15 protein-coding genes and 3 pseudogenes are annotated in these 20,321 nt (G+C 69.3%); 8 read left to right on the forward strand and 10 right to left on the reverse strand.

Annotation, left to right across the window (positions count from 1 at the left end):
* Positions 1 to 65: 65 nt before the first annotated feature.
* The 3 genes and pseudogenes from BMG07_RS01510 to BMG07_RS01520 all read left to right on the forward strand — a co-directional run bounded on the left by BMG07_RS01510 (position 66) and on the right by BMG07_RS01520 (position 4,994).
* Positions 66 to 1,478, forward strand: coding sequence for an efflux RND transporter periplasmic adaptor subunit (locus BMG07_RS01510; protein WP_198082872.1), 1,413 nt, complete (start codon positions 66 to 68; stop codon positions 1,476 to 1,478).
* A pseudogene (locus tag BMG07_RS01515) lies at positions 1,475 to 4,533 on the forward strand (efflux RND transporter permease subunit); the annotation flags it as partial. The gene BMG07_RS01510 and the pseudogene BMG07_RS01515, both read left to right, overlap by 4 nt.
* Before the next feature lie 113 nt (positions 4,534 to 4,646).
* Entirely contained in the window at positions 4,647 to 4,994 is a 348-nt protein-coding gene (locus BMG07_RS01520; protein ID WP_198082873.1) for a copper-binding protein, read from the forward strand.
* A gap of 13 nt (positions 4,995 to 5,007) precedes the next feature.
* On the opposite strand, the gene BMG07_RS01525 is transcribed toward BMG07_RS01520, so the two are convergent.
* From BMG07_RS01525 to BMG07_RS01535, 3 genes are all read right to left on the reverse strand, one after another.
* Entirely contained in the window at positions 5,008 to 5,625 is a 618-nt protein-coding gene (locus BMG07_RS01525) for a DUF4337 domain-containing protein (RefSeq protein ID WP_198082874.1), read from the reverse strand.
* A 67-nt stretch (positions 5,626 to 5,692) separates the two neighbouring features.
* Complete coding sequence (locus BMG07_RS01530; protein ID WP_198082875.1) at positions 5,693 to 6,952, reverse strand: diaminopropionate ammonia-lyase; 1,260 nt, start codon at positions 6,950 to 6,952, stop codon at positions 5,693 to 5,695.
* A 5-nt stretch (positions 6,953 to 6,957) separates the two neighbouring features.
* A complete protein-coding gene (locus BMG07_RS01535; protein ID WP_198082876.1) occupies positions 6,958 to 8,145 on the reverse strand; it encodes a M20 aminoacylase family protein in 1,188 nt (395 codons plus the stop codon).
* Positions 8,146 to 8,231: 86 nt separating this feature from the next.
* On the opposite strand from BMG07_RS01535, the gene BMG07_RS01540 reads away from it, so the two are divergent.
* Positions 8,232 to 8,702 carry an Lrp/AsnC family transcriptional regulator gene (locus BMG07_RS01540; protein WP_198082877.1) on the forward strand — a complete coding sequence of 157 codons (471 nt, stop codon included), beginning with the start codon at positions 8,232 to 8,234 and terminating at the stop codon, positions 8,700 to 8,702.
* Positions 8,703 to 8,757: 55 nt separating this feature from the next.
* Here BMG07_RS01540 and BMG07_RS01545 read toward each other — a convergent pair whose 3' ends face one another.
* From BMG07_RS01545 to BMG07_RS41265, 5 genes are all read right to left on the reverse strand, one after another.
* Positions 8,758 to 9,231 (reverse strand): hypothetical protein, encoded by a 474-nt coding sequence (locus BMG07_RS01545; RefSeq protein WP_198082878.1) that lies wholly within the window; start codon positions 9,229 to 9,231, stop codon positions 8,758 to 8,760.
* Positions 9,232 to 9,318: 87 nt separating this feature from the next.
* Positions 9,319 to 10,014, reverse strand: coding sequence for a YceH family protein (locus tag BMG07_RS01550; RefSeq protein WP_198082879.1), 696 nt, complete (start codon positions 10,012 to 10,014; stop codon positions 9,319 to 9,321).
* Between the two features lie 39 nt (positions 10,015 to 10,053).
* The gene (locus BMG07_RS01555; RefSeq protein WP_198082880.1) at positions 10,054 to 10,767 is read right to left on the reverse strand and encodes a phosphodiester glycosidase family protein; all 714 of its coding nucleotides are present in this window, start codon (positions 10,765 to 10,767) and stop codon (positions 10,054 to 10,056) included.
* A 28-nt stretch (positions 10,768 to 10,795) separates the two neighbouring features.
* The gene (locus BMG07_RS01560; protein WP_198082881.1) at positions 10,796 to 11,830 is read right to left on the reverse strand and encodes an isocitrate/isopropylmalate dehydrogenase family protein; all 1,035 of its coding nucleotides are present in this window, start codon (positions 11,828 to 11,830) and stop codon (positions 10,796 to 10,798) included.
* A gap of 74 nt (positions 11,831 to 11,904) precedes the next feature.
* A complete protein-coding gene (locus BMG07_RS41265) occupies positions 11,905 to 12,993 on the reverse strand; it encodes a hypothetical protein (protein ID WP_269758535.1) in 1,089 nt (362 codons plus the stop codon).
* Between the two features lie 89 nt (positions 12,994 to 13,082).
* Between BMG07_RS41265 and metG the strand changes: the two are divergent.
* Positions 13,083 to 15,178, forward strand: a pseudogene (gene metG / locus BMG07_RS01575) (methionine--tRNA ligase).
* Positions 15,179 to 15,618: 440 nt separating this feature from the next.
* On the opposite strand, the pseudogene BMG07_RS41270 reads toward metG, so the two are convergent.
* Positions 15,619 to 17,163: pseudogene (locus BMG07_RS41270) on the reverse strand (hydrogenase maturation protein); the annotation flags it as partial.
* Positions 17,164 to 17,319: 156 nt separating this feature from the next.
* Between BMG07_RS41270 and BMG07_RS01585 the strand changes: the two are divergent.
* Together BMG07_RS01585 and BMG07_RS01590 are read left to right on the forward strand one after the other, a co-directional pair.
* Positions 17,320 to 17,832 carry a GAF domain-containing protein gene (locus BMG07_RS01585; RefSeq protein ID WP_198082883.1) on the forward strand — a complete coding sequence of 171 codons (513 nt, stop codon included), beginning with the start codon at positions 17,320 to 17,322 and terminating at the stop codon, positions 17,830 to 17,832.
* 36 nt (positions 17,833 to 17,868) lie between these two features.
* A complete protein-coding gene (locus tag BMG07_RS01590; protein WP_198082884.1) occupies positions 17,869 to 19,548 on the forward strand; it encodes a SulP family inorganic anion transporter in 1,680 nt (559 codons plus the stop codon).
* Positions 19,549 to 19,551: 3 nt separating this feature from the next.
* Here the strand turns inward: BMG07_RS01590 and BMG07_RS01595 are convergent, their stop codons facing one another.
* On the reverse strand, positions 19,552 to 20,028 hold the full coding sequence (locus BMG07_RS01595; protein WP_198082961.1) for an outer membrane protein assembly factor BamE: 477 nt from the start codon (positions 20,026 to 20,028) through the stop codon (positions 19,552 to 19,554).
* A gap of 69 nt (positions 20,029 to 20,097) precedes the next feature.
* On the opposite strand from BMG07_RS01595, the gene BMG07_RS01600 reads away from it, so the two are divergent.
* Entirely contained in the window at positions 20,098 to 20,304 is a 207-nt protein-coding gene (locus BMG07_RS01600) for a DUF3460 family protein (protein WP_198082885.1), read from the forward strand.
* Positions 20,305 to 20,321 lie beyond the last annotated feature (17 nt).

Below are 20,321 nucleotides of genomic sequence, written 5' to 3' on the forward strand. Positions count from 1 at the left end.
ACGATCGCCGTATCGCTGCTGGGCGCCTGCTGCTCGCGGCCGGCGCCTTCTACCTGGGCCACCGCATGGGCGGCTCGCCGCAGGCGGCCTCCGCCGCTGCGGGCGACGGCCGCAAGGTCCTCTACTGGCACGACCCGATGGTGCCCGGCCAGCGCTTCGACAAGCCCGGCAAGTCGCCGTTCATGGACATGCAGCTCGTGCCCATGTACGCCGACAGCGCCGCGGGCGCGGGCGGCGATGACGGCGGCGTGAAGATCAGCCCCACGGTGCGGCAGAACCTGGGCATCCGCCAGGTCGCCGTGCGGCGCGCGGAAATCGCCGCCTCGTTCGACGCCGTGGGCACCGTGCAGTTCGACGAACGCCTCAACGTCGCGGTGCAGACGCGCGTGGCCGGGTACGTCGAGCAGTTGTCGGTGCGCGCGCCGATGGAACGCGTGCGCAAGGGCCAGGCACTGGCCACCGTGTTCGCGCCCGAATGGCTGGCGCCGCAGAACGAGTTGCTCGCGCTCCAGCGCGCCAACGTGGCGCCCGACCTGATTGCCGCGGCGCGCGAACGCATGCGCGCCATGTCGATTCCCGCCGAGCTGGTGCGGCGCAGCGAGGCCACGGGCACCGCGCAAGCGCGCTACGTGCTCGTGGCGCCGGCCGACGGCGTGGTGGCCGAGCTGGGCGTGCGTGAAGGCGTGGCGGTCACGCCCGGCATGACGCTGTTCCGCATCGCGGGGCTGCGCAAGGTCTGGGCGGTGGCCGAGATTCCCGAGGCGCAGGCGGTGCGCCTGGCGCGCGGGCAGAAGGTCAAGGCCGTGCTGCAGGCCGACGCGAGCCAGTCGTTCGACGGCACGCTCGACGAGATCCTGCCGCAGATCGACGCCGCCACGCGCACGCTGAAGGCCCGCTTCGAGGTCGACAACGCGAACGCGCGGCTCACGCCCGGCATGCTGCTGCGGCTGCAGGTGAGCGGCGCCAGCGGCACACGGCTGCTGGTGCCCTCGGAAGCGCTCATCCGCACGGGCAAGCGAACCGTGGTCATCGTGCGCAAGGACAGCGGCGCCTTCGAGCCGCGCGAGGTGTCGGTGGGCCAGGACCTCGGCGACGACACGGAAGTGCTGTCGGGCCTGGACGACGGCGACCAGGTGGTGGCCAGCGGTCAGTTCCTGATCGACTCCGAGGCCCGGCTGCGCGCGGTGCTGGACAACATGGCTGCGCCGGCTCCGGCCCCCGCTTCCGCTCCGGCCGCGCAACTGCACACGGGCGAAGGCAAGGTCGAGAGCGTCACGCCCGACGGCATCACCATCTCGCACGGCCCCGTCGCCACGCTGAAGTGGCCGGCCATGACCATGGGCTTCGCCAAGCCGTCGCCGGGCGACTACCCGCAAGTGAAGCCCGGCGACCGCGTGCGCTTCACCTTCCGCGAGGGCGGCCCCACGGGCTACGAGCTGGCCTCGGTGCAGCGCGTGCAACCGGACGCCAAGCCATGATCGCGGCGCTCATCCGCTGGTCGGTCGGCAACCGCTTCCTGGTGCTGATCGCGACCGTGTTCCTGGTGGCCGCGGGCCTGTGGTCCGTCGCGCGCACGCCGCTCGATGCCTTGCCCGATTTGTCGGACACGCAAGTCATCATCCGCACGCCCTTCCCCGGCAAGGCGCCGCAGGTGGTCGAGGACCTGGTCACGTATCCGCTGACCACCACCATGCTCAGCGTGCCCGGTGCCAAGACCGTGCGCGGCTATTCGTTCTTCGGCGACTCGTTCGTGTACGTGCTGTTCGACGACAAGACCGACCCGTACTGGGCGCGCTCGCGCGTGGTCGAGTACCTCAACCAGGTGCAGAGCCGGCTGCCCGCGGGCGCCAATGCCTCGCTGGGCCCCGACGCCACCGGCGTGGGCTGGGTCTACGAGTACGCGCTGGTCGACCGCACCGGGCAGCGCGACATCGCGCAGCTGCGCGCGCTGAACGACTGGTTCCTGAAGTTCGAGCTCAAGACCGTGCCCGACGTGGCCGAGGTCGCGAGCATCGGCGGCATGGTGCGCCAGTACCAGGTGGTGCTCGACCCCGAGCGCATGCGCGCGCTCGGCATCGCGCAGTCGACCGTCGTGCAGGCGCTGCAGAAGGCCAACCAGGCCTCGGGCGGCTCGGTCGTCGAGTTTTCCGAGGCCGAGTACATGGTGCGTTCGCGCGGCTACCTGCGCTCGCTCGACGACTTCCGCGCCATTCCGCTGGCCGTGTCGGGCGCCACGCCGGTGCTGCTGCGCGACGTGGCCACCGTGCAGCTCGGCCCCGAGATGCGGCGCGGCATTGCGGAGCTCGACGGCGAAGGCGAAGTGGCCGGCGGCGTGATCGTCATGCGCTCGGGCAAGAACGCGCGCACCACCATCGAGGCCGTGAAGGCGAAGCTCGACACGCTCAAGCCGAGCCTGCCGCCGGGCGTGGAGATCGTGCCCGCCTACGACCGCTCGCTGCTGATCGACCGCGCCGTGGAGAACCTGCGCGGCAAGCTGGTCGAGGAGTTCGTCGTGGTGGCGCTGGTGTGCGCGGTCTTCCTGTTCCACCTGCGCTCGGCGCTGGTGGCGGTGGTGGCGCTGCCCATCGGCGTGCTGGCCGCGTTCGTGGTCATGCACTGGCAAGGCGTCAACGCCAACATCATGTCGCTGGGCGGCATCGCGATCGCCATCGGCGCGATGGTGGACGGCGCCATCGTGATGGTCGAGAACGTGCACAAGCACGTCGAGGCTTTCGAGACGGCGCACGCGCGGCAGCCCACGGCGGCGCAGCGCTGGCGGCTGGTTGCCGATGCGTCGGTGGAGGTGGGGCCGGCGCTGTTCTTCTCGCTGCTGGTGATCACGCTGTCGTTCGTGCCGGTGTTCTCGCTCGAGGCGCAGGAGGGGCGGCTGTTCGCGCCGCTGGCCTTCACCAAGACCTACGCCATGGCGGCGGCGGCGGGCCTGTCGGTGACGCTGATCCCGGTGCTCATGGGCTACCTGGTGCGCGGGCGCATTCCGCACGAGGCGGCCAACCCGGTGAACCGTTTTCTCATGGCGGCGTACCGGCCCGCGCTGGAACTGGTGCTGCGCTTTCCCAAGGGCACGCTGGCCATGGCCGCGGTGCTGCTCGCGCTGACGGCGGTGCCGCTGATGCGGCTGGGCGGCGAGTTCATGCCGCCGCTGGACGAGGGCGACCTGCTCTACATGCCCTCGCGCTGCCGGGGCTGTCGGTGTCGAAGGCGTCCGAGCTGCTGCAGCAGACCGACCGCCTCATCAAGACCGTGCCCGAGGTGGCGCGCGTGTTCGGCAAGGCGGGCCGCGCGGACACGGCCACCGACCCCGCGCCGCTGGAGATGTTCGAGACCACCGTCCAGTTCAAGCCCAAGTCGCAATGGCGCGCGGGCATGACGGCCGACAAGCTGGTCGAGGAGCTGGACCGCACGGTCAAGGTGCCGGGCCTGACCAACGTGTGGGTGCCGCCCATCCGCAACCGCATCGACATGCTGGCCACGGGCATCAAGAGCCCCGTGGGCATCAAGGTGGCGGGCGCGGACCTGGCCACCATCGACGCGCTGACCACGCAGATCGAGGCGGCGGTGAAGCAGGTGCCCGGCGTGTCGTCGGCGCTGGCCGAGCGGCTCACCGGCGGGCGCTACATCGACGTGGACGTCGACCGGCTGGCGGCGGCGCGCCACGGGCTTTCGGTGGCCGACGTGCAGGCCGTGGTGTCCACCGCCATCGGCGGCGACAACGTCGGCGAGGTCATCCAGGGCCGCGAGCGCTACCCGATCAACGTGCGCTACCCGCGCGAGGTTCGCGACACGCTCGAGCGGCTGCGGCAACTGCCCTTCGTGACCGACAAGGGCGCGCAGTTGCTGCTGGGCGACGTCGCGCGCATCGCCATCCAGGACGGCCCGCCGATGCTGCGCAGCGAGAACGCACGGCTCTCGGGCTGGGTCTACGTGGACGTGCGCGGACGCGACCTGCGCTCCGCCGTCAACGACATGCAGGCGGCCGTCGACAAGGCCGTGAAGATGCCCGCGGGCTATGCCGTGTCGTGGTCGGGCCAGTTCGAGTACCTGGAGCGCGCGACCGAGCGGCTGAAGCTGGTGGTGCCGGTCACGCTGGCGGTCATCTTCGTGCTGCTGTATCTGCTCTTCCGCTCGTTCGCCGATGCGGCGCTGGTGATGGCGGCGGTGCCGTTCTCGCTCATCGGCGGCTTCTGGCTGATCTGGGCGCTGGGCCATTCGATCTCGGTGGCCACGGCCGTGGGCTTCATTGCGCTGGCCGGCGTGGCGGCCGAGTTCGGCGTGGTGATGCTGGTCTACCTGAAGAACGCGCTGGCGCGGCGCCTGGAAGCCGGCGAGCCGATGAACGACGCCACGCTGCTGGCCGCGATCCGCGAAGGCGCCGTGCTGCGCGTGCGGCCCAAGGCGATGACCGTGGCCGTCGTCATGGCCGGGCTGTTGCCCATCCTGTGGGGCAGCGGCACCGGCTCGGAGGTGATGACCCGCATTGCCGCGCCGATGGTGGGCGGCATGGTCACCGCGCCGCTGCTGAGCATGCTCGTCGTTCCCGCCGCCTGGTACCTGCTGCGCCGGCGCGGCCGTGCCGCGCCCTCCCCTTTGCCTGCTGTTTCCACTCAACCCACTGAAGGAGTTCTCCAATGAAAGTCTTGCATCCCCTCGCACCCATGTTGCTCGTGCTGTTCGCGGCCTCGGCCCAGGCCCAAGCACCGAAGGACGCGATGTCGTCCATGCAGATGCCCGCGCCCAACCGGCAAGCCGCCGGCGCACTGACCGACGCGGTCGTGCAGAAGGTCGACACGGCCCGCGGCCTGCTCGTGCTCAAGCACGGCGACATTCCCAACCTCGGCATGCCGGGCATGACCATGGGCTTCGACGTGGCCGACCGGAAGATGCTCCAGGCGGTCAAGGCCGGCGACAAGGTGCGCTTTCATGTGGAGATCATGAAAGGCAAGCCGACCGTGACGCAGCTGGAAGCGGCCCGCTGACCGCAATAACCCGCTAGACGTGCAGCGCGGCCAGCACGCCCACCACGAGGCCCGCGGCCGCCACGCCGAACATCGCGCGCTCCAGCCATTTCTTCTTCGTGAGAAGGGCGATGGCCGCGAGCGCGATCGACACCTGCAGCACCGTGGTCGCCTGGGCCCAGCGGTGGTGCTGGTGCATCTGCTCTTCGGACTGGGCGTCCCAGCGGCTGGCTTCGTCTTCCAGCTTGCGGGCCGCCGACTGGATCTCGGTCTTTTCCTGCTCGTAGCGGCTGACCTTGGTCTGCCAGCCGGGGCGCTTGTCGTCCGTCGCGGTGTCGCGCGCGAACTCGGCCAGCGCCTGCTTGGTGCTCTTCGACTGGAAGTAATTCCACTGGTTCGACGCCTCGGTCTTCTTGATCGCGGCGTTGTTCTTGTAGAGCCCGGCGTTGGCCTGCGTGGCCCCGCCCATGTACGCGAAGATGGCGCCGACGGTGGCGATCACCGCGGTGCACACCGCGATCTTGCTCGTCATGCTCATGCCGCCGGAGGCGGTGTCCATTGCGTCGCCATGGCCGTTGCCGTGGCCGCCGGATGCGGCGTGTTCCAGCTCGTGGTCGTGCGGGCCGTGCACGTGAAAACCGTGTCCTGACATGAGATCCTTGTTGAAGTGACGTGGGTGGAGGGCGCGCGAGTATGCACGCCCCTCCATGACAGTCACATCAACGCACCGACCGGCGCTTGCGCCTACCGCCGCGCGTGCAGCAGCCATTGCTGCTGCGCCGCCACGACTTCTTCGCCCGACGCCCGGTGATCGCGCGGTAGACGCCGGGCGCCGTCGCGCCTTCGGTGCTGATCAGCAGCACGCGCGCCTCGGGGCCCAGGCCTGCGGCCCGGCGTGCCTCGGGGTCGGCCGCCAGCACCTGCAGCGCGGCCAGGCCGGCCGCGCCGGACTCGCCGGACTCGCCGCTGAGCACCGGCGTGTCGCCCGCCTCCCCGGTCGCCAGCGTGCGCATCGCGTGCTCGGCCTGTGCGTCGCTCACGGTCATGAACGCATCGACGGCGGGCTGCAGGAAGCGCCACGCGAGCGGCGAGGTTTCGCCGCAGGCCAGCCCCGCCATCACCGAATCGACCGAGCCCGTGGCGCGGGCCGGTCGGCCACTGCGCGCGCTCTGCAAGAGGCAATCGGCCTGCTCGGGCTCGACGACGATGAAGGCCGGGCGCGCGGCGCCGTAGCGCTCCCAGAAGTGGCTCGCCACGCCCGCGGCCAGCCCGCCCACGCCGCCCTGCAGGACGACATGGGTGAACGGGCACGGCGCATCGGCGGCGGTGTGCTCAAGCAGCTCGTCGGCCAGGATGCCGTAGCCCTGCATGACGTCGCGCGGCACCTCTTCGTAGCCGTCGTAGGAGGTGTCGGAAACCACCTCCCAGCCGTTGGCCCTGGCCAGCCGCGCGGCCTCTTCGACCGACTCGTCGTAGTTGCCGGTGATGCGGACGATCTCTGCGCCCAGGGCCGCGATGGGCGTCTCGCGCTCCTCGCTCACCTGCGCATGCAGCACGATCACGCAGCGGCAGCCGATGCTCTGCGCGGCGGCGGCCAACGCGCGGCCGTGGTTGCCGTCCGTGGCGCTGATGACCACGAAGTCGCGCAACTGCGCCGCATGCTTGCCCGCGAGCAGATCGGCGGGCGTCCACTTGCGGTCGGGCCAGTGGCGCAGCACCAGCCGCAGCAGCGCCACCGGCGCGCCGAGCACCTTGAAGCTGCCCAGCGCCGAGCGCTTCGACTCGTCTTTCACGGTGAGCTGGCCGATGCCCAGCTGCTTCGCGAGCAGGGGCAACGACCATGCCGGCGTCGGCTGCGGCGCGAGCCGGTTCCAGCTCGACAGCCACTGCCGGCTCTGCCGGCCGCGCGCGATGCTCATCACCTCGCGCAAGGATTCGTCGTAGGCGCGCCGACGCGCCTGGGGGTTCGTGAAAAGCATGTCTTTCAATTTCCGGTGCCGGTCGATGCGGGAAGACGCAGGCGGACGATTTCCGCGAAATAACGCGCGCCCGTCGCGAGCACCTCGTCGTTGAAGTCGTAGCTGCTGTTGTGCAAAGGCGTGCCGCCGGGTTCGCCGTCGGCGCCGTTGCCCAGGAACACGAAAGCGCCCGGTACCTTCTGCAAAAACGCGCCGAAGTCTTCCGACGCCATCAGCGGTGTCACGTCGGCATCGACGTTCTGCGCGCCCACCACGGCCGTAGCGGCCGCCACCGCGACGGGCACGCACTCGGCCCAGTTCACGGTGGGCGCGAACTCATGCGTGTAGCTGAAGTCGCAGTCGGCGCCGTTCATGCGGCAAACGCCCTCGCTGATCTCGCGCATGCGCGTGGCCAGCATCCGCTGCACCGCAGGGTCGTAGCTGCGCGTGTCGCCCTTGATGACCACGTTCGACGGAATCGCGTTGCGGATGCCGTCGGTGATGAACTCGGTGCACGACACCACCGCTTGCGCGCCGGGGTCGAGCGAGCGCGACACCACGGTCTGCAGCGCCAGCACGATCTGCGCGCCGATCACGATCGGGTCGATGCCCATGTGCGGCCGCGCGGCATGCGTGCCGCGGCCCTTCACGTGGATCACGAAGTTGTCTTCGCTGGCCATCACGCCGCCCACGCGCGTGGCGATGGTGCCGGCGCGCATGCCGGGCATGTTGTGCAGGCCATAGATCTCGTCGACCGGGAAGCGCTCGAACAGGCCGTCGTCCATCATGGCCTTGGCGCCCCGGCCGTGCTCCTCGGCGGGCTGGAAGATGAAGCGCACGGTGCCGTCGAAGTCGCGCCGCTCGCGCAGCAGGCGCGCCGCGCCGAGCACGATCGACATGTGGCCGTCGTGGCCGCAGGCGTGCATCTTGCCGGGCGTGGTGGAGGCATGGGCGCGGTCGGTGGGCAGCTCGGTGATGTTGAGCGCGTCCATCTCGGCGCGCAGGCCGATCACGCCCTTGCCGTTACCCACCTTCAGGTTGGCGACGAGACCGGTGCCGCCGATGCCGGTGTGTACCTCGAGCCCCAGCGCCTTCAGCACGCGGATCACGAAGGCCGAGGTCCTGGCTTCCTCGAAGCCGGTCTCGGGCATGGCATGCAGCTGGCGGCGCCAGCCGGTGAGTTCGTCGCGCAGGGGCGTGTCGGTCGCGTTCATGGCGAGATGCTATTGACAATGCGGCGATACGGGCGCGCAAAATCGGGCCCTTCGACGCAACGTTTTTGCGTTACCCCACCCTTTGCATGACGCCTCTCGACGCCCTCGACCTTCGCCTGCTCGACCTCATCCAGACCAACAGCCGCATGCCGCAAAGCGAGTTGGGCGAGCGGGTGCACCTGTCGACGGCGGCGGTCAACCGGCGCCTGAAGCGCATGCTCGACGAGGGCGTGATCCAGCGCTACGGCGCGGTGCTGTCGCCCACCGCGCTGGGCCACCCGCTGACCATCGTGGCCGAGGTGGAAACCGAGAGCGAGCAGATCGAGCTGCTCGACGCCATGAAGCAGAGCTTTCGCGACTGCCCGCAGGTGCAGCAGTGCTACTACGTGACGGGCGAGTGGGACTTCATCCTCGTGTTCGTGGTGCGCGACATGGCGCAGTACACGGCGCTGAGCCGCCAGCTTTTCTTCCAGAGCAACAACGTCAAGCGATTTCGCACGCTGGTGACGATGGACCCGGTGAAGCTGAGCCTGGACGTGCCGGTCGCCTCTTCATAGGCGTGATCGGCTCGGTCCAAACAGCACCCGCATGCCCGCGACGAGTGCGCAGTCGTCAGCGCACGGAAGTGGCCGGCTGGGCCGGCAGCATCGAACGCAACAGCAGCAGCACCGCGCAGACGATGGGCGCCAGCGCGAGCAGCCGGCCGGGCTCGAAGGCCAGCCCCGCGATCGCGCCGACAAAGCAGCCGGCCTTGATCCAGGACGCCACCGCGTCCCAGCCGCGCCGGTGCGCCACGGCGAAACCGGCCAGCGCGACCCAGCCGAACAGCCCGCCGAACACCGACAACACCCAGCTCAGCAGGTAGAAGGCCGAGTCGGCATCGCGGAACGCGAGCGCCGTGCCCAGGCCGCGCCACGTGTGCCACCAGCCATCGAACAAGAGGAAGCCGGTGGCCGAGGCGGCCCACCAGAAGAATGCGTACAGGCTGGCCACGCCGGCCAGCGCCGCGAGCCAGGCGAGCATCCGGCGGGTGATGTCGTCGAAAGGCATGTGATCGCGCCAGGTGGCGATGTGTCCGTTGTCCATGTCCCGTGCTCCATGAAGAGTTGGCGATGGGGACGAAGTTAGACACCCGATGCGCGGGCTGCGTGAAGCCCGTGTGAAGTGTCGGAATCAGTTCGTTTCCGAAGAAGAAATGCCCAGCTCGGAGCACACGCGCCCGAGCAGCGCCTTGAGCGACGCCACCTCGGTTTCGAGCCGCGCCACATTGGCCTTGAGCGCCGCGACCTCCCCGAGCGACACGTCGTTGGCCGTGTACGCCGCCCCATCGGACGACGCGCTGCCGGGCCCCGCGACCTCTTCCGCCGGCGCGCCGCTCAGCAGGTGCGCCCAGCGGCTCTCGCGCGCGCCGGGCAGCCGCGCGAGCTTGACGACCAGCGCGCCGGCCTGGCGTTCCGCGAGTTCGTTGAGAAAGCCCTCGACCGACGAGATGTCGGCGAAGTTGTGCATGCGGTCGCAGGCGATGCGCAGCTCGCCGGCCGTCTGCGGGCCGCGCAGCATCAGCACGGTCAGCAGAATGACCGACTGCGACGGAATGCGCAGCACGCGGTCGACGTTGTGCTCGTAGCGGAAGGCGCGCCCGCCGCTGGTCTCGGCGACCAGGCTGTAGCCCTTCAGGCTGTCGATGGCGGCCTGCACCTGCGACTCGGTGAGTTCGAGCACGGGGTTGCGGCTGGTCTTCTGGTTGCAGCCCGACACCAGCGAATTGAGCGTGAGCGGGTAGCTGTCGGGCACGGTGCGCTGCTTTTCGGCCAGCACGCCGAGGACACGGGTTTCAAGAAGGGACAGAACGGGCAGCGGTGTGGACATGGCTCAACAGGATTCAAGAAAGAAACACAAGAAGCGGGATCAGGGCGACGCGATGCCGAGCATAGGCCCCAGTTCGCGCACGAAGTCGCTGCGGCCCAGCGCGTTCGAATGCAGGGCCGAGACCGTGCCGTCGAGGTAGAGCGCGTCGCGGCAGTGGAGCACATCGCGAAAGTAGAGCGCGAACTCGTAGAAGTTCACCGGTTGATTGCTGATGACGAAAAGCGCCGTGTGGCCGATCACGCCCACGCCGTTGCGGATCTTGCGCGAATCGGAATGCGGAATGAACGCCGGGTGCACCACGCCGTGGCGCAGCAGCAGCGGGCCCGATTGCGTGGCCAGGCGCACGCCTGTGGCCAGCGCCGCCAGCGCCGGATATTCGGACGACTCGACGACACGCGGCCCCGCATCCGACACGAGGAACACGCCGTTTGGCTTGAGGAAGAAATTGCCCTCGCCTGACGAGAGATTGAGCGGCGCCTCTTCATGGCCGTCGCGCACCAGCAGGCCGACCGGCGAAAAGTCCTCGTGGTACATGCCGGCGTTCACCGCGAAGCTCAACTGCCGGTGGCGCGCCTTCAGCCATGCGTCGAGCCGGTCGAAGCGCTTGAAGGGCTCGCCCGCGTCGTCGCGCAGGAACAGCGCGAGCCGCTCGGTGCGAAGGTCGACCTTCACCACCGTGTAGCGCGGGTCGGCGGCCGCCGCGAGCTTCGCGAACAGCAGCAGGGCGCCCAGGAGCAGCAGAAGCCTCTTCATGCAGCGCCCGCGAGCCCCACCCTGCCGCTCAACCGCCGTGGATGCGGCTGACCAGCGCCTTCGTGAACGCCGCCGTGCCCGCCGTGCCGCCCAGGTCGCCGGTGCGCACCTTGTCGATGTTCAGCGTCTCGTCGATGGCCTTGCGCAGGCGCGTGCCCAGTTCGGGCAGCTTGACGTGGTCGAGCATCAGCGCGGCGGCCAGCAGCAGCGCGGTCGGGTTGGCGATGCCCTTGCCCGCGATGTCGGGCGCGGAGCCGTGCACGGCCTCGAAGATCGCGGCGTCGGTGCCGATGTTGGCGCCGGGCGCCATGCCCAGGCCGCCGACCAGGCCCGCCACCAGGTCGGACAGGATGTCGCCGAACAGGTTGGTCGTGACCAGCATGTCGAACTGCCACGGGTTGAGCACCAGCTTCATCGCGCAGGCGTCGATGATGACCGTGTCGAGCTCGAACTTGCCCTTGTACTTCTTCTCGTACAGGTCCAGGCCGGTCTCCAGGAAGATGCCCGTGAGCGCCTTCATGATGTTGGCCTTGTGCACCAGCGTGACCTTCTTGCGGCCCGTGGCCACGGCCGTGTCGAAGGCGTATTCGAGCAGGCGGCGGCTGCCCTGGCGGGTGTTGATGCCGGTGGCCATGGCCACGGCATGCGGGTCGCCGTCGATCGGCACGTAGTGCTCGTGGCCGATGTACAGGCCCTCGAGGTTCTCGCGCACGACCACCAGGTCGATCTTGTCGAAGCGCCCGCCCGGAATGATGGTGAGCGCGGGGCGCAGGTTGGCGTACAGCTGGAACTCTTCGCGCAGCCGCACGTTCGATGAGCGGTAGCCGCCGCCCGACGGCGTTTCCAGCGGGCCCTTCAGCGCCAGGCGGGTGCGGCGGATGCTGTCCAGCGTGGCCAGGGGCAGCGGGTCGCCGGCGGCCACCACGCCGCCGAGGCCGGCGATCTGGCGGTCCCACTCGAAGGGCGCGTTCAGCGCGTCGAGCGCGGCCAGCGTGGCATCGACGATCTCGGGGCCGATGCCATCACCGGGGATCAGGGTTGCGGGAATGCGGGTGGAGGTCATCGGCTGCGTCTCACTTTCTGTATCAGGGGCTGCAGCATACGTCGCGCGCGAGACAGCGCCGGGCGTCCCCGTGCTCAAGGCACTGCTTGCCTGAGGTGTTTGTGGTACGCGAAGGTGCCGATCACCCCCTGCACGTAGAAATAAAGGAAGAGCAGCGAAGTGAACACGTTGCCGCCACTGATGCCGCCGCTGCGCATCATCAGAAACTTGGAATAGACGAAGTAGATCAACATCAGCACCGCGCAGACCCGGCTCTTCTTGTAGATGCCGAAGGACAGCCCCAGGATCACCGCAACGTCCAGCAGTTGCGCAAGACCAAAGCCGAGCAGGCTCGTCCCCGAGACCGCAACCAGGACAAAGATGAGCGTCACCGCCGCCGACACCAGGCCGGCGCTCCAGGCAAGGCGGATCTTCTTGTGGATGGCGGCGGGCACCGGCGGCGCGACGTCGGGCATCGACACTTCCGCGGTCGGCGGGGCAAAGCGATCGTCGGACATGGTCCTCTTCCTCCCGGTTTGTGGCCGCGACTTTATCGGCCAGGCAGTTCCTCGTCCACCAGCGCCGCGCGGCGACGACGCGGCCCGGCGCCAGCAGCGCCCCGGCGCGATCACGGCATTCGCGCCGATGCGCACGCCGTCGCCCACCAGCGCGCCGAACTTCTCGCAACCCGTGCCCTGCAGCGCCCCGCCCTCCCCGCTGCGCACGAAGACCTGCTTGTCCGCCCGCTCGTTGCGGTGGTTGCAGACGATGCTCCCCGCTTCCATGTTGACGCCCGCGCCCAGCACCGAATCGCCGACGAAGTTGAAGTGCGCGAGCGCCGTGCCCGCGAACACGAAGGACGATTTCAGCTCCACGCCCGGTCCGATGCTGCAGCGCGCGTCGACCCAGTTGCCGCCGCGCAGGTACGCGCCGGCGGCCACGAAACAGCCCGGCCCCAGGATCAGCGGCCCCTTGAGCACCGCGCCCGGCTCGACCGTGGCGCTGCGGTGAATGGCCACTTCGCCGTCGATGGCGTAGTCGCCCGCCGGCAGCCCGGCCAGCAGCCGGCGGACGATTTCGGGGGCGCGCGGCGGCAGTTCCCACGGGAGCAAGTCGGCCCAGGGCGCGAGGGGAGACGCGGCGAATCCCGCGACATGGCTGGCAAGTTCGACGTGGTGCGGCATGGGGTCGATGCTGCCATCAAACCCCTGGGCGGACGCGGCCACCTAAAATGCCCGGTTCCCCGTCAGCCACTCCGAAAGCGCCCTTCCCGATGTCCGCCCCGCGCAAGCTCTTCGTCACCACCGCCCTGCCGTACGCCAACGGCAAGTTCCATATCGGCCACATGATGGAATACATCCAGGCCGACATCTGGGTGCGGAACCAGCGAATGAATGGCGCCGAGGTCAACTTCGTGTGCGCCGACGACGCGCACGGCGCGGCCATCACCATCGCGGCCGACAAGGCCGGCGTGACGCCACAGGCCTTCGTGGCCGAGATCGCCGCGGGCCGCAAGCCCTACCTGGACGGCTACTACATCTCCTTCGACAACTGGCACTCGACCGATGCGCCCGAGAACCACCAGCTCGCGCAGGACATCTACCGCGACCTGCGCGCCAACGGGCTCATCAGCACCAAGAGCGTCGAGCAGTTCTACGACCCTGAAAAGGGCATGTTCCTGGCCGACCGCTTCATCAAGGGCGAGTGCCCCAACTGCCACTCGAAGGACCAGTACGGCGACAACTGCGAGGTGTGCGGCGCCGTGTACGCGCCCACCGAGCTGATCAACCCCTACTCGGCCCTGTCGGGCGCCAAGCCCGAGCTGCGCAGTTCGGATCACTTCTTCTTCAAGCTGTCGGACCCGCGCTGCGAGGCCTACCTGAAGGAGTGGACGGCCGCCCCCGGCCACGTGCAGAGCGAGGTGCAGAACAAGATCCGCGAATGGCTCTACAAGGACGACGAAGGCAAGGGCGGCCTGGGCGACTGGGACATCAGCCGCGACGCGCCCTACTTCGGCATCGAGATCCCCGATGCGCCGGGCAAGTACTTCTACGTGTGGCTGGACGCGCCCGTGGGCTACCTGGCGTCGCTGAAGAACCTGCTGGACAAGCGCTGCATCGAACTGGGCGGCGACGGCATTTCGTACACCGAGTACATGGCCGACCCCGACCTGGAGCAAGTGCACTTCATCGGCAAGGACATCATCACCTTCCACACCCTGTTCTGGCCCGCCATGCTGCACTTCAGCGGCCGCAAGCGCCCGACGCGGTGTACGTGCACGGCCACCTCACGGTGAGCGGCGAGAAGATGAGCAAGAGCCGCGGCACCGGCATCGACCCGCTCAAGTACCTGTCGATCGGGCTGGACCCCGAGTGGCTGCGCTACTACATCGCGGCCAAGCTCAACGGCCGCAACGAAGACATCGACTTCAACCCCGAGGACTTCGTGGCGCGCGTGAACAGCGACCTCGTGGGCAAGTACATCAACATCGCCAGCCGCGCGGCGGGCTTCATCGGCAAGCGCTTCGGCGGCCAGCTGGGCGAGGTGTCGGCCGACGGCGACGCGCTGCTGTTCGCGCTGCGCGACGCGGCCGGCCAGATCCATTCGCTGTACGACGGGCGCGACTACGCCCGCGCGCTGCGCGAGGTGATGGCGCTGGCCGACAAGGTGAACGAGTACGTCGACCAGAACAAGCCCTGGGAACTGGCCAAGAAGGAAGGCGCCGAGGCGCGGCTGCACGACGTGTGCACCGTGTGCATCGAGGCCTTCCGCCTGCTCACGCTGTACCTGAAGCCGGTGCTGCCGGCGCTGGCGCTGAACGTCGAGGCCTTCCTGAAGATCTCGCCGCTGGTCTGGGGCGACGCGGCGCAGCCGCTGCCCGTGGGCCACGCCATCGGCGACTACAAGCACCTGATGCAGCGCGCCGACCCCAAGCAGGTCGACAAGCTGTTCGACGCGCCCGAGCCGGCTGCCGCAGCCCCCGCCGCCGCCGAAGCCCAGGCGCTGCCGGGCGGCGAGGCCATCGCGCCCACCATCACCATCGACGACTTCGCGAAGATCGACCTGCGCATCGCGAAGATCGTGGCCTGCGAGAAGGTCGAGGGCTCGACCAAGCTGCTGCGCCTGACGCTCGACGCGGGCGAGGGAAAGACGCGCAACGTGTTCAGCGGCATCGCCTCGGCCTACCAGCCCGAGCAGCTCGTGGGCAAGCTCACGGTGCTGGTCGCCAACCTCGCGCCGCGCAAGATGAAGTTCGGCGTCAGCGAAGGCATGGTGCTGGCCGCGAGCCACGGCGACGAAAAGGCCCACCCCGGCATCCACGTGCTGGAACCGTGGCCGGGCGCGACGCCGGGCATGCGCGTTCGCTGATCCACCACGCCAAGGACTGCACCATGACGACCACGCTGCTGCATCGCGCCCTTCTGCTGGTGTTGCTCTCGGCCCTGCTGAGCGGCTGTGCGGTGGTGGCGGTGGCCGACACCGCTGTCAGCGTGGGTGTGGGCGCGGTGGGGCTGGCGGCCGATGCGGCCATCGGCACCGCGCGCATCGCCGGCAAGGCCGTGGGCGCGACGGCCGACGCGGTGATTCCCGACAGCAAATAAATAAAAAGCGCGGGAGACGGCTTCAGTCCGCCAGGCCCAACCGGGCCACGTGCGGCGGCGTGTGCGGCGCCTTTTTTTCCGCACGAAGGACGAGCGCAGCGCGGCATGCGGCTCGGCCGGGTCGAAGAAATTGCGGCGCATGTGGGCCAGCTCCTCGTCGCGGTACTGCTGCAGCGGCTTGACGGCCTCGTGCGCGGCGCGCGTCGCCTTCTTCTTCGCGATGCGCGCGGCCAGGTCCGGCGATGCTGCCAGTTGCATCGCCAGCCGCAACACCTCGTCTCCCAGCTCCTCGGGCGCGGCCTGCAGCACGCGCTGCGCCATGCCGAGCGCGACCGCGCGCTTCGCGCTCACCGGCAGCGCCGCTTGCGTGAGCCTTTGCGCCTCGGCTTCGCCCACGCGGCGCGGCAGCGTGTAGGTCCAGTATTCGGAGCCGTACAGGCCCATCAGCGTGTAGTGCGGGTTGAGCACCGCGCCGTCGCGGCACCACACTTCGTCGGCCGCCAGCGCGAGCATCACGCCGCCCGCTGCCGCGTTGCCGCCCAGCGCCGACACCGTGAGCCGGTCGGTGGTGGTGAGCACCGCGTGGACGAGGTCGTTCATGGCGTTGATGTTGGCCCACGATTCCTCGGCCGGGCTCGCGGCCGCCTCGATCACGTTAAGGTGGATGCCGTTCGAGAAGAAGTCGCGCACGCCGCCCAGCACCAGCACCGAGGTCGGCCGCGTGCAGGCGAAGCGGTAGGCCTCCAGCAGGCGGCGGCACTGCACGGTGCTCATCGCGCCGCCGGGGAAAGAGAAGTTCAGCACGCCCACGCCGCCGGTGCCGCCAGTCCCGCCGTGCTCGCTGTAGCGGATGTCGGTCCAGGTGCGCCGGCCGGCCGGCAGTTGCAGCGGCACGGGCACCTCGGGCACCCCGGGCGGCAGCAGCGCGCCGAGCGCCTGGGCGGCCGGCAGCTTGTAGCTGGGCTGGCCCGAGCCGGGCGCGCGCCAGGGCCGCAACTGCGGGATCCACACCGCGCCGTCGACCGTGGCGCGGCAGATGGCGCCGGCGCGCGTGGCGATCAGTTCGCCGGGCGCGCCGCGCAGTTCGTCCTCGGGATGGCCGCCGTGCAAATACCACTGCGCGCCGAGCAGGTCGCCCAGCACGCCGGGCTGCGAATCGGCGGCGCGCAACTGGCGCAGCACCGACGCGGTCGTGTCCGCCTGCCAGTCGATGCGCCGCTGGGCCTGCTTCATGAACGGGCGCCAGCCGGCGGCGAGGTCTTCGGACTTCTGCCGCTGCGGCCTGTGCCTGCCCGAGGCGAAGCGCTCCACCGCGAGCAGCACCGCGTCGACGGCGGCGTCGGCCACCTCGCCCCGGTAGAGATCGCTCTTGCCCGCCAGCGCCGGCACCTTGAGCGGCGACCACGCCCAGACGTCGCCCGCGTCCATCTCGGCCACGGCCTCGAGCACCGTGACGCCCCAGCTTTCAGTGCCGCCCTGCAGCGTCCAGTCGAGCGACGAAGGGCCACGGTCGCCCGGCGGTCCGGGGTGCACGATCAGGCAGGTGTGGGCGCGCCAGACATCCTCGGGGATCGCGGTGGTGAGCATGGGCGCCACGATCAGCCCGGGTGCGTGCCGCCGCACGGCCTCGCGCAACGCGTCGTCATTGCCGAGGGCCAGCTCCACGCCGACCGTGTGGCCACGGTCCTGGAGTTCGGCGAGAACCCGTTGCGTCAGGCTGTTGAACGCGCTTGCGACAAGCAGGATGTGCATCGGACGCCCTCGGTAATGGTGGTGTCTAAATGTCAATTAGTGTCAAAAATGTATCTGGATCCTTTGTTCCGGATAAGTCGGGCAAAAGTTCGCATCGGGAGAAATCCCCTGTTGCCGCGCGGCGTTGGGGGGTGCCGCTTCGTCAATACTCGTTGCATGCGCAATTCACCCCAGCGGCTGGCCCTGCTGCGCCGCCTCGCCCTTCTGGACACGTCGCCGCAGCGTGTGTTCGACGACCTCACGCGGACCCTCTCGCACAGCTTCGGCGTGCCGGTGTCGATGGTGAATCTGCTCGACGAGCAGCGCGACTGGTTCCTGTCCTGCGTCGGCCTGCCCATGACCGAATCGCCCGCTGCGACCTCGTTCTGCGAAGTCTTCTTTCGCACCGACGAAGACTTCCTGGTGGCGGAAGACGCGGCGCTGCACCCCGCCTTCGCGGACCACCCGCTGGTGAAGGGCCCGCCGCATGTGCGCTTCTACGCCGCGAGCCGGCTGGTGCTGAACGGGCAGACGGTCGGCACGCTGTGCGCCTACGACTTCGCGCCCCGGCGGTTGCCGCCAGGCAAGCTCGACGAGCTGCGCATGCTGGCCGCCGCGGCCATGGACCTGCTGCAGCGGCGCTTCGACGAACAGGCCGCGCAAGACAGCGGCGACCCGGCGCGCCGATAGCCCCGCGCCGCGGGGGCGGTGGACAATGCACGGCCCATGCATTTGCCGTCGAACCTCACCCGCTTCCGTCCCCGCCTGATGGAGGCCCTTGCGGGCTACGACCGCGAACGTTTCTTCAAGGACCTGGGCGCGGGCGCGATGGTCGGCATCGTGGCGCTGCCGCTGGCCATGGCCTTCGCCATCGCGTCGGGGCTCAGGCCCGAGGCCGGCATCTGGACGGCGATCGTCGCGGGCTTCCTGATCTCGCTGCTGGGCGGCTCGGCGGTGCAGGTCGGCGGGCCGGCGGCCGTGTTCATCGTGATCGCCTACGGCATCGTCGAGCGCTATGGCGTGGCCAACCTGCTGATCTCCACGGCCTGTGCGGGCGTGCTGCTGTTCATGGCGGGACTGTTCGGGCTGGGGCGGCTGGTGCGCTTCGTGCCGATGTCGATCGTGGTGGGCTTCACCACCGGCATCGCGGTGCTGATCCTGTTGTCGCAGCTGAAAGACCTGCTGGGCCTGGCGGTCGCGAAGATGCCGGCCGACGCGTTCTTGCAGCTGCACGCGATGGCGCTGCGGATCGACACCTTCAACCCGTACGCGTTCGTGCTCGGCGTTGCATGCGTGGCCGGCCTGCTGCTGTGGCCGCGGCTGCTGCGCGCCGAGTCGAGAGTCGGCGCCGCGGTGCTGCGCGTCGGCGGGCGCGTGGCGCGCACGCGGGCCGTGCAGATGGCCGCGCGCACGCCGGGCCCCGTCGTCGCGCTGGTCACGCTCACGCTGTTGTCGTGGAGCCTGGCGTTGCCGGTCGAGACCATCGGCACGCGCTTCGGCGGTTTTTCCGAAGGCGGGCCGGCCTTCGCGCTGCCCGACTTTTCCTGGGAAACGGTGAAGCAGCTCGTGGCCCCGACGCTGACCCTCGCGCTGCTCGGCGCCATCGAGTCGCTGCTGTGCGCGCGCGTGTCGGACCAGGTCAGCGGACAGCCCCGGCACGACCCGAACCAGGAGCTGATGGCGCAGGGCATCGCGAACGTGGTCGTGCCCTTCTTCGGCGGCATGCCGGCCGCGGGCACCATCGCGCGCACGGTCGCCAACATCCGCTCGGGCGGCACCTCGCCCATCGCGGGCATCGTGCATGCGCTGACGCTGTTGCTCGTGGTGCTGCTGGCCGCGCCGCTCGCACGCCACGTGCCGCTCGCGGTGCTGGCGGGCATTCTGGTGTTCGTGGCGCTGAACATGGGCGAGTGGCGCGAGTTCATGCCCACCCAACTGCGGCAGCTGGGCCGCCATTACCGGCTGCTGATGCTCGGCACTTTCTTCCTCACCGTGGTGTTCGACCTGACGGTGGCGATGCAGGCGGGCCTCGTGCTAGCCTGCGTGCTGTTCCTGCGGCGCATGAGCGGCCTGTTCAGCCTGGAGCTGGTGACGCTGCAGCCGCCGGTGCTGACGTACCGCATCTACGGCGCGTTGTTCTTCGGCGCGGCGGCCAAGCTCGACGAGGCGGTGAACGCCGCCGAGCGCGCGCCGCGCGGCATGACGGTGGTGCTCGACGCCACGCACCTGATCTACCTGGACGCCGCCGGCATCGACGCGCTGCGGCAATTGCACCGCGCGGTGCTGGCGCGCGGCGGGCTGCTGCGCGTGGAGTCGCTGCAACCGCAGCCGCGCGAACTGATCGAGCGCTCGGGCTTTGCGGAGGAACTGGCGGCGGGCCGGTCCGACGCGGGGTACGGCGCCTGAAGACTACGGCGCCTCGGTGCCCCGGTCGGGCGACGAGCCGCTGCGCACCACGCGCTGGTCGTCGTTCAGCGTGGCGGTGAACACCATCGACGAATTCGGCGGCTGCACCCAGCGCCACTCCCATTCGGTCTCGCGCTTGAGCGCATAGGGCGTGACCTTGGCGGGCTTGCCAAGCAGCTTGCGCAGGTCTTCCATCATCATGCCGGGCTGCACCCTGGCGAAGTTCTCGGGCGTCAGCACCTGGCGCAGCGCGCTCATCTTGCCGTCCGCGCCGATGGTGATCATGTAGTTCTTCTGGCCCGCCGGCTGGCGGTTGTATTCGAAGATGCGCCCCCGGGCCGGGGCGTCCCAGATGTTCTCGGGCTCGCCGAAACGGGCGCGCACGTCGGCCTCGGTGGAGACGCCTTCCTCGAGCTCGCTGATGTTCTTCGTATCGCAGCCCGCGAGCCCCAACAGGGTCGCCAGCAACACCGTTGCCATGCCGATCTGCCACCCTTGCCGATGCTTCATGCCGTCCCCGGTAAAATTCGCGCCATAAAGGTCCAGTCTATGTCCATCTTCCGCCGCCCCCACTACTCTTCAGAGATCACCAACTTCATCGAGGAGATGAAGGAAAAGAAGCCGACGCTGGAAGCCGAACAGCGCGCCGGCCGCGCCCTCCTCTGGGACAAGCACCTCGACCGCAGCCTGCTCGAGGAATACAGCGAAGCCCGCATCCCGATGCAGCCCTACGTCTACCAGACGCAATCCAAGTAATTTCGTTGATGCCGAAT

Source organism: Variovorax sp. E3 (assembly GCF_016082275.1).
Lineage (GTDB): Bacteria > Pseudomonadota > Gammaproteobacteria > Burkholderiales > Burkholderiaceae_C > Variovorax.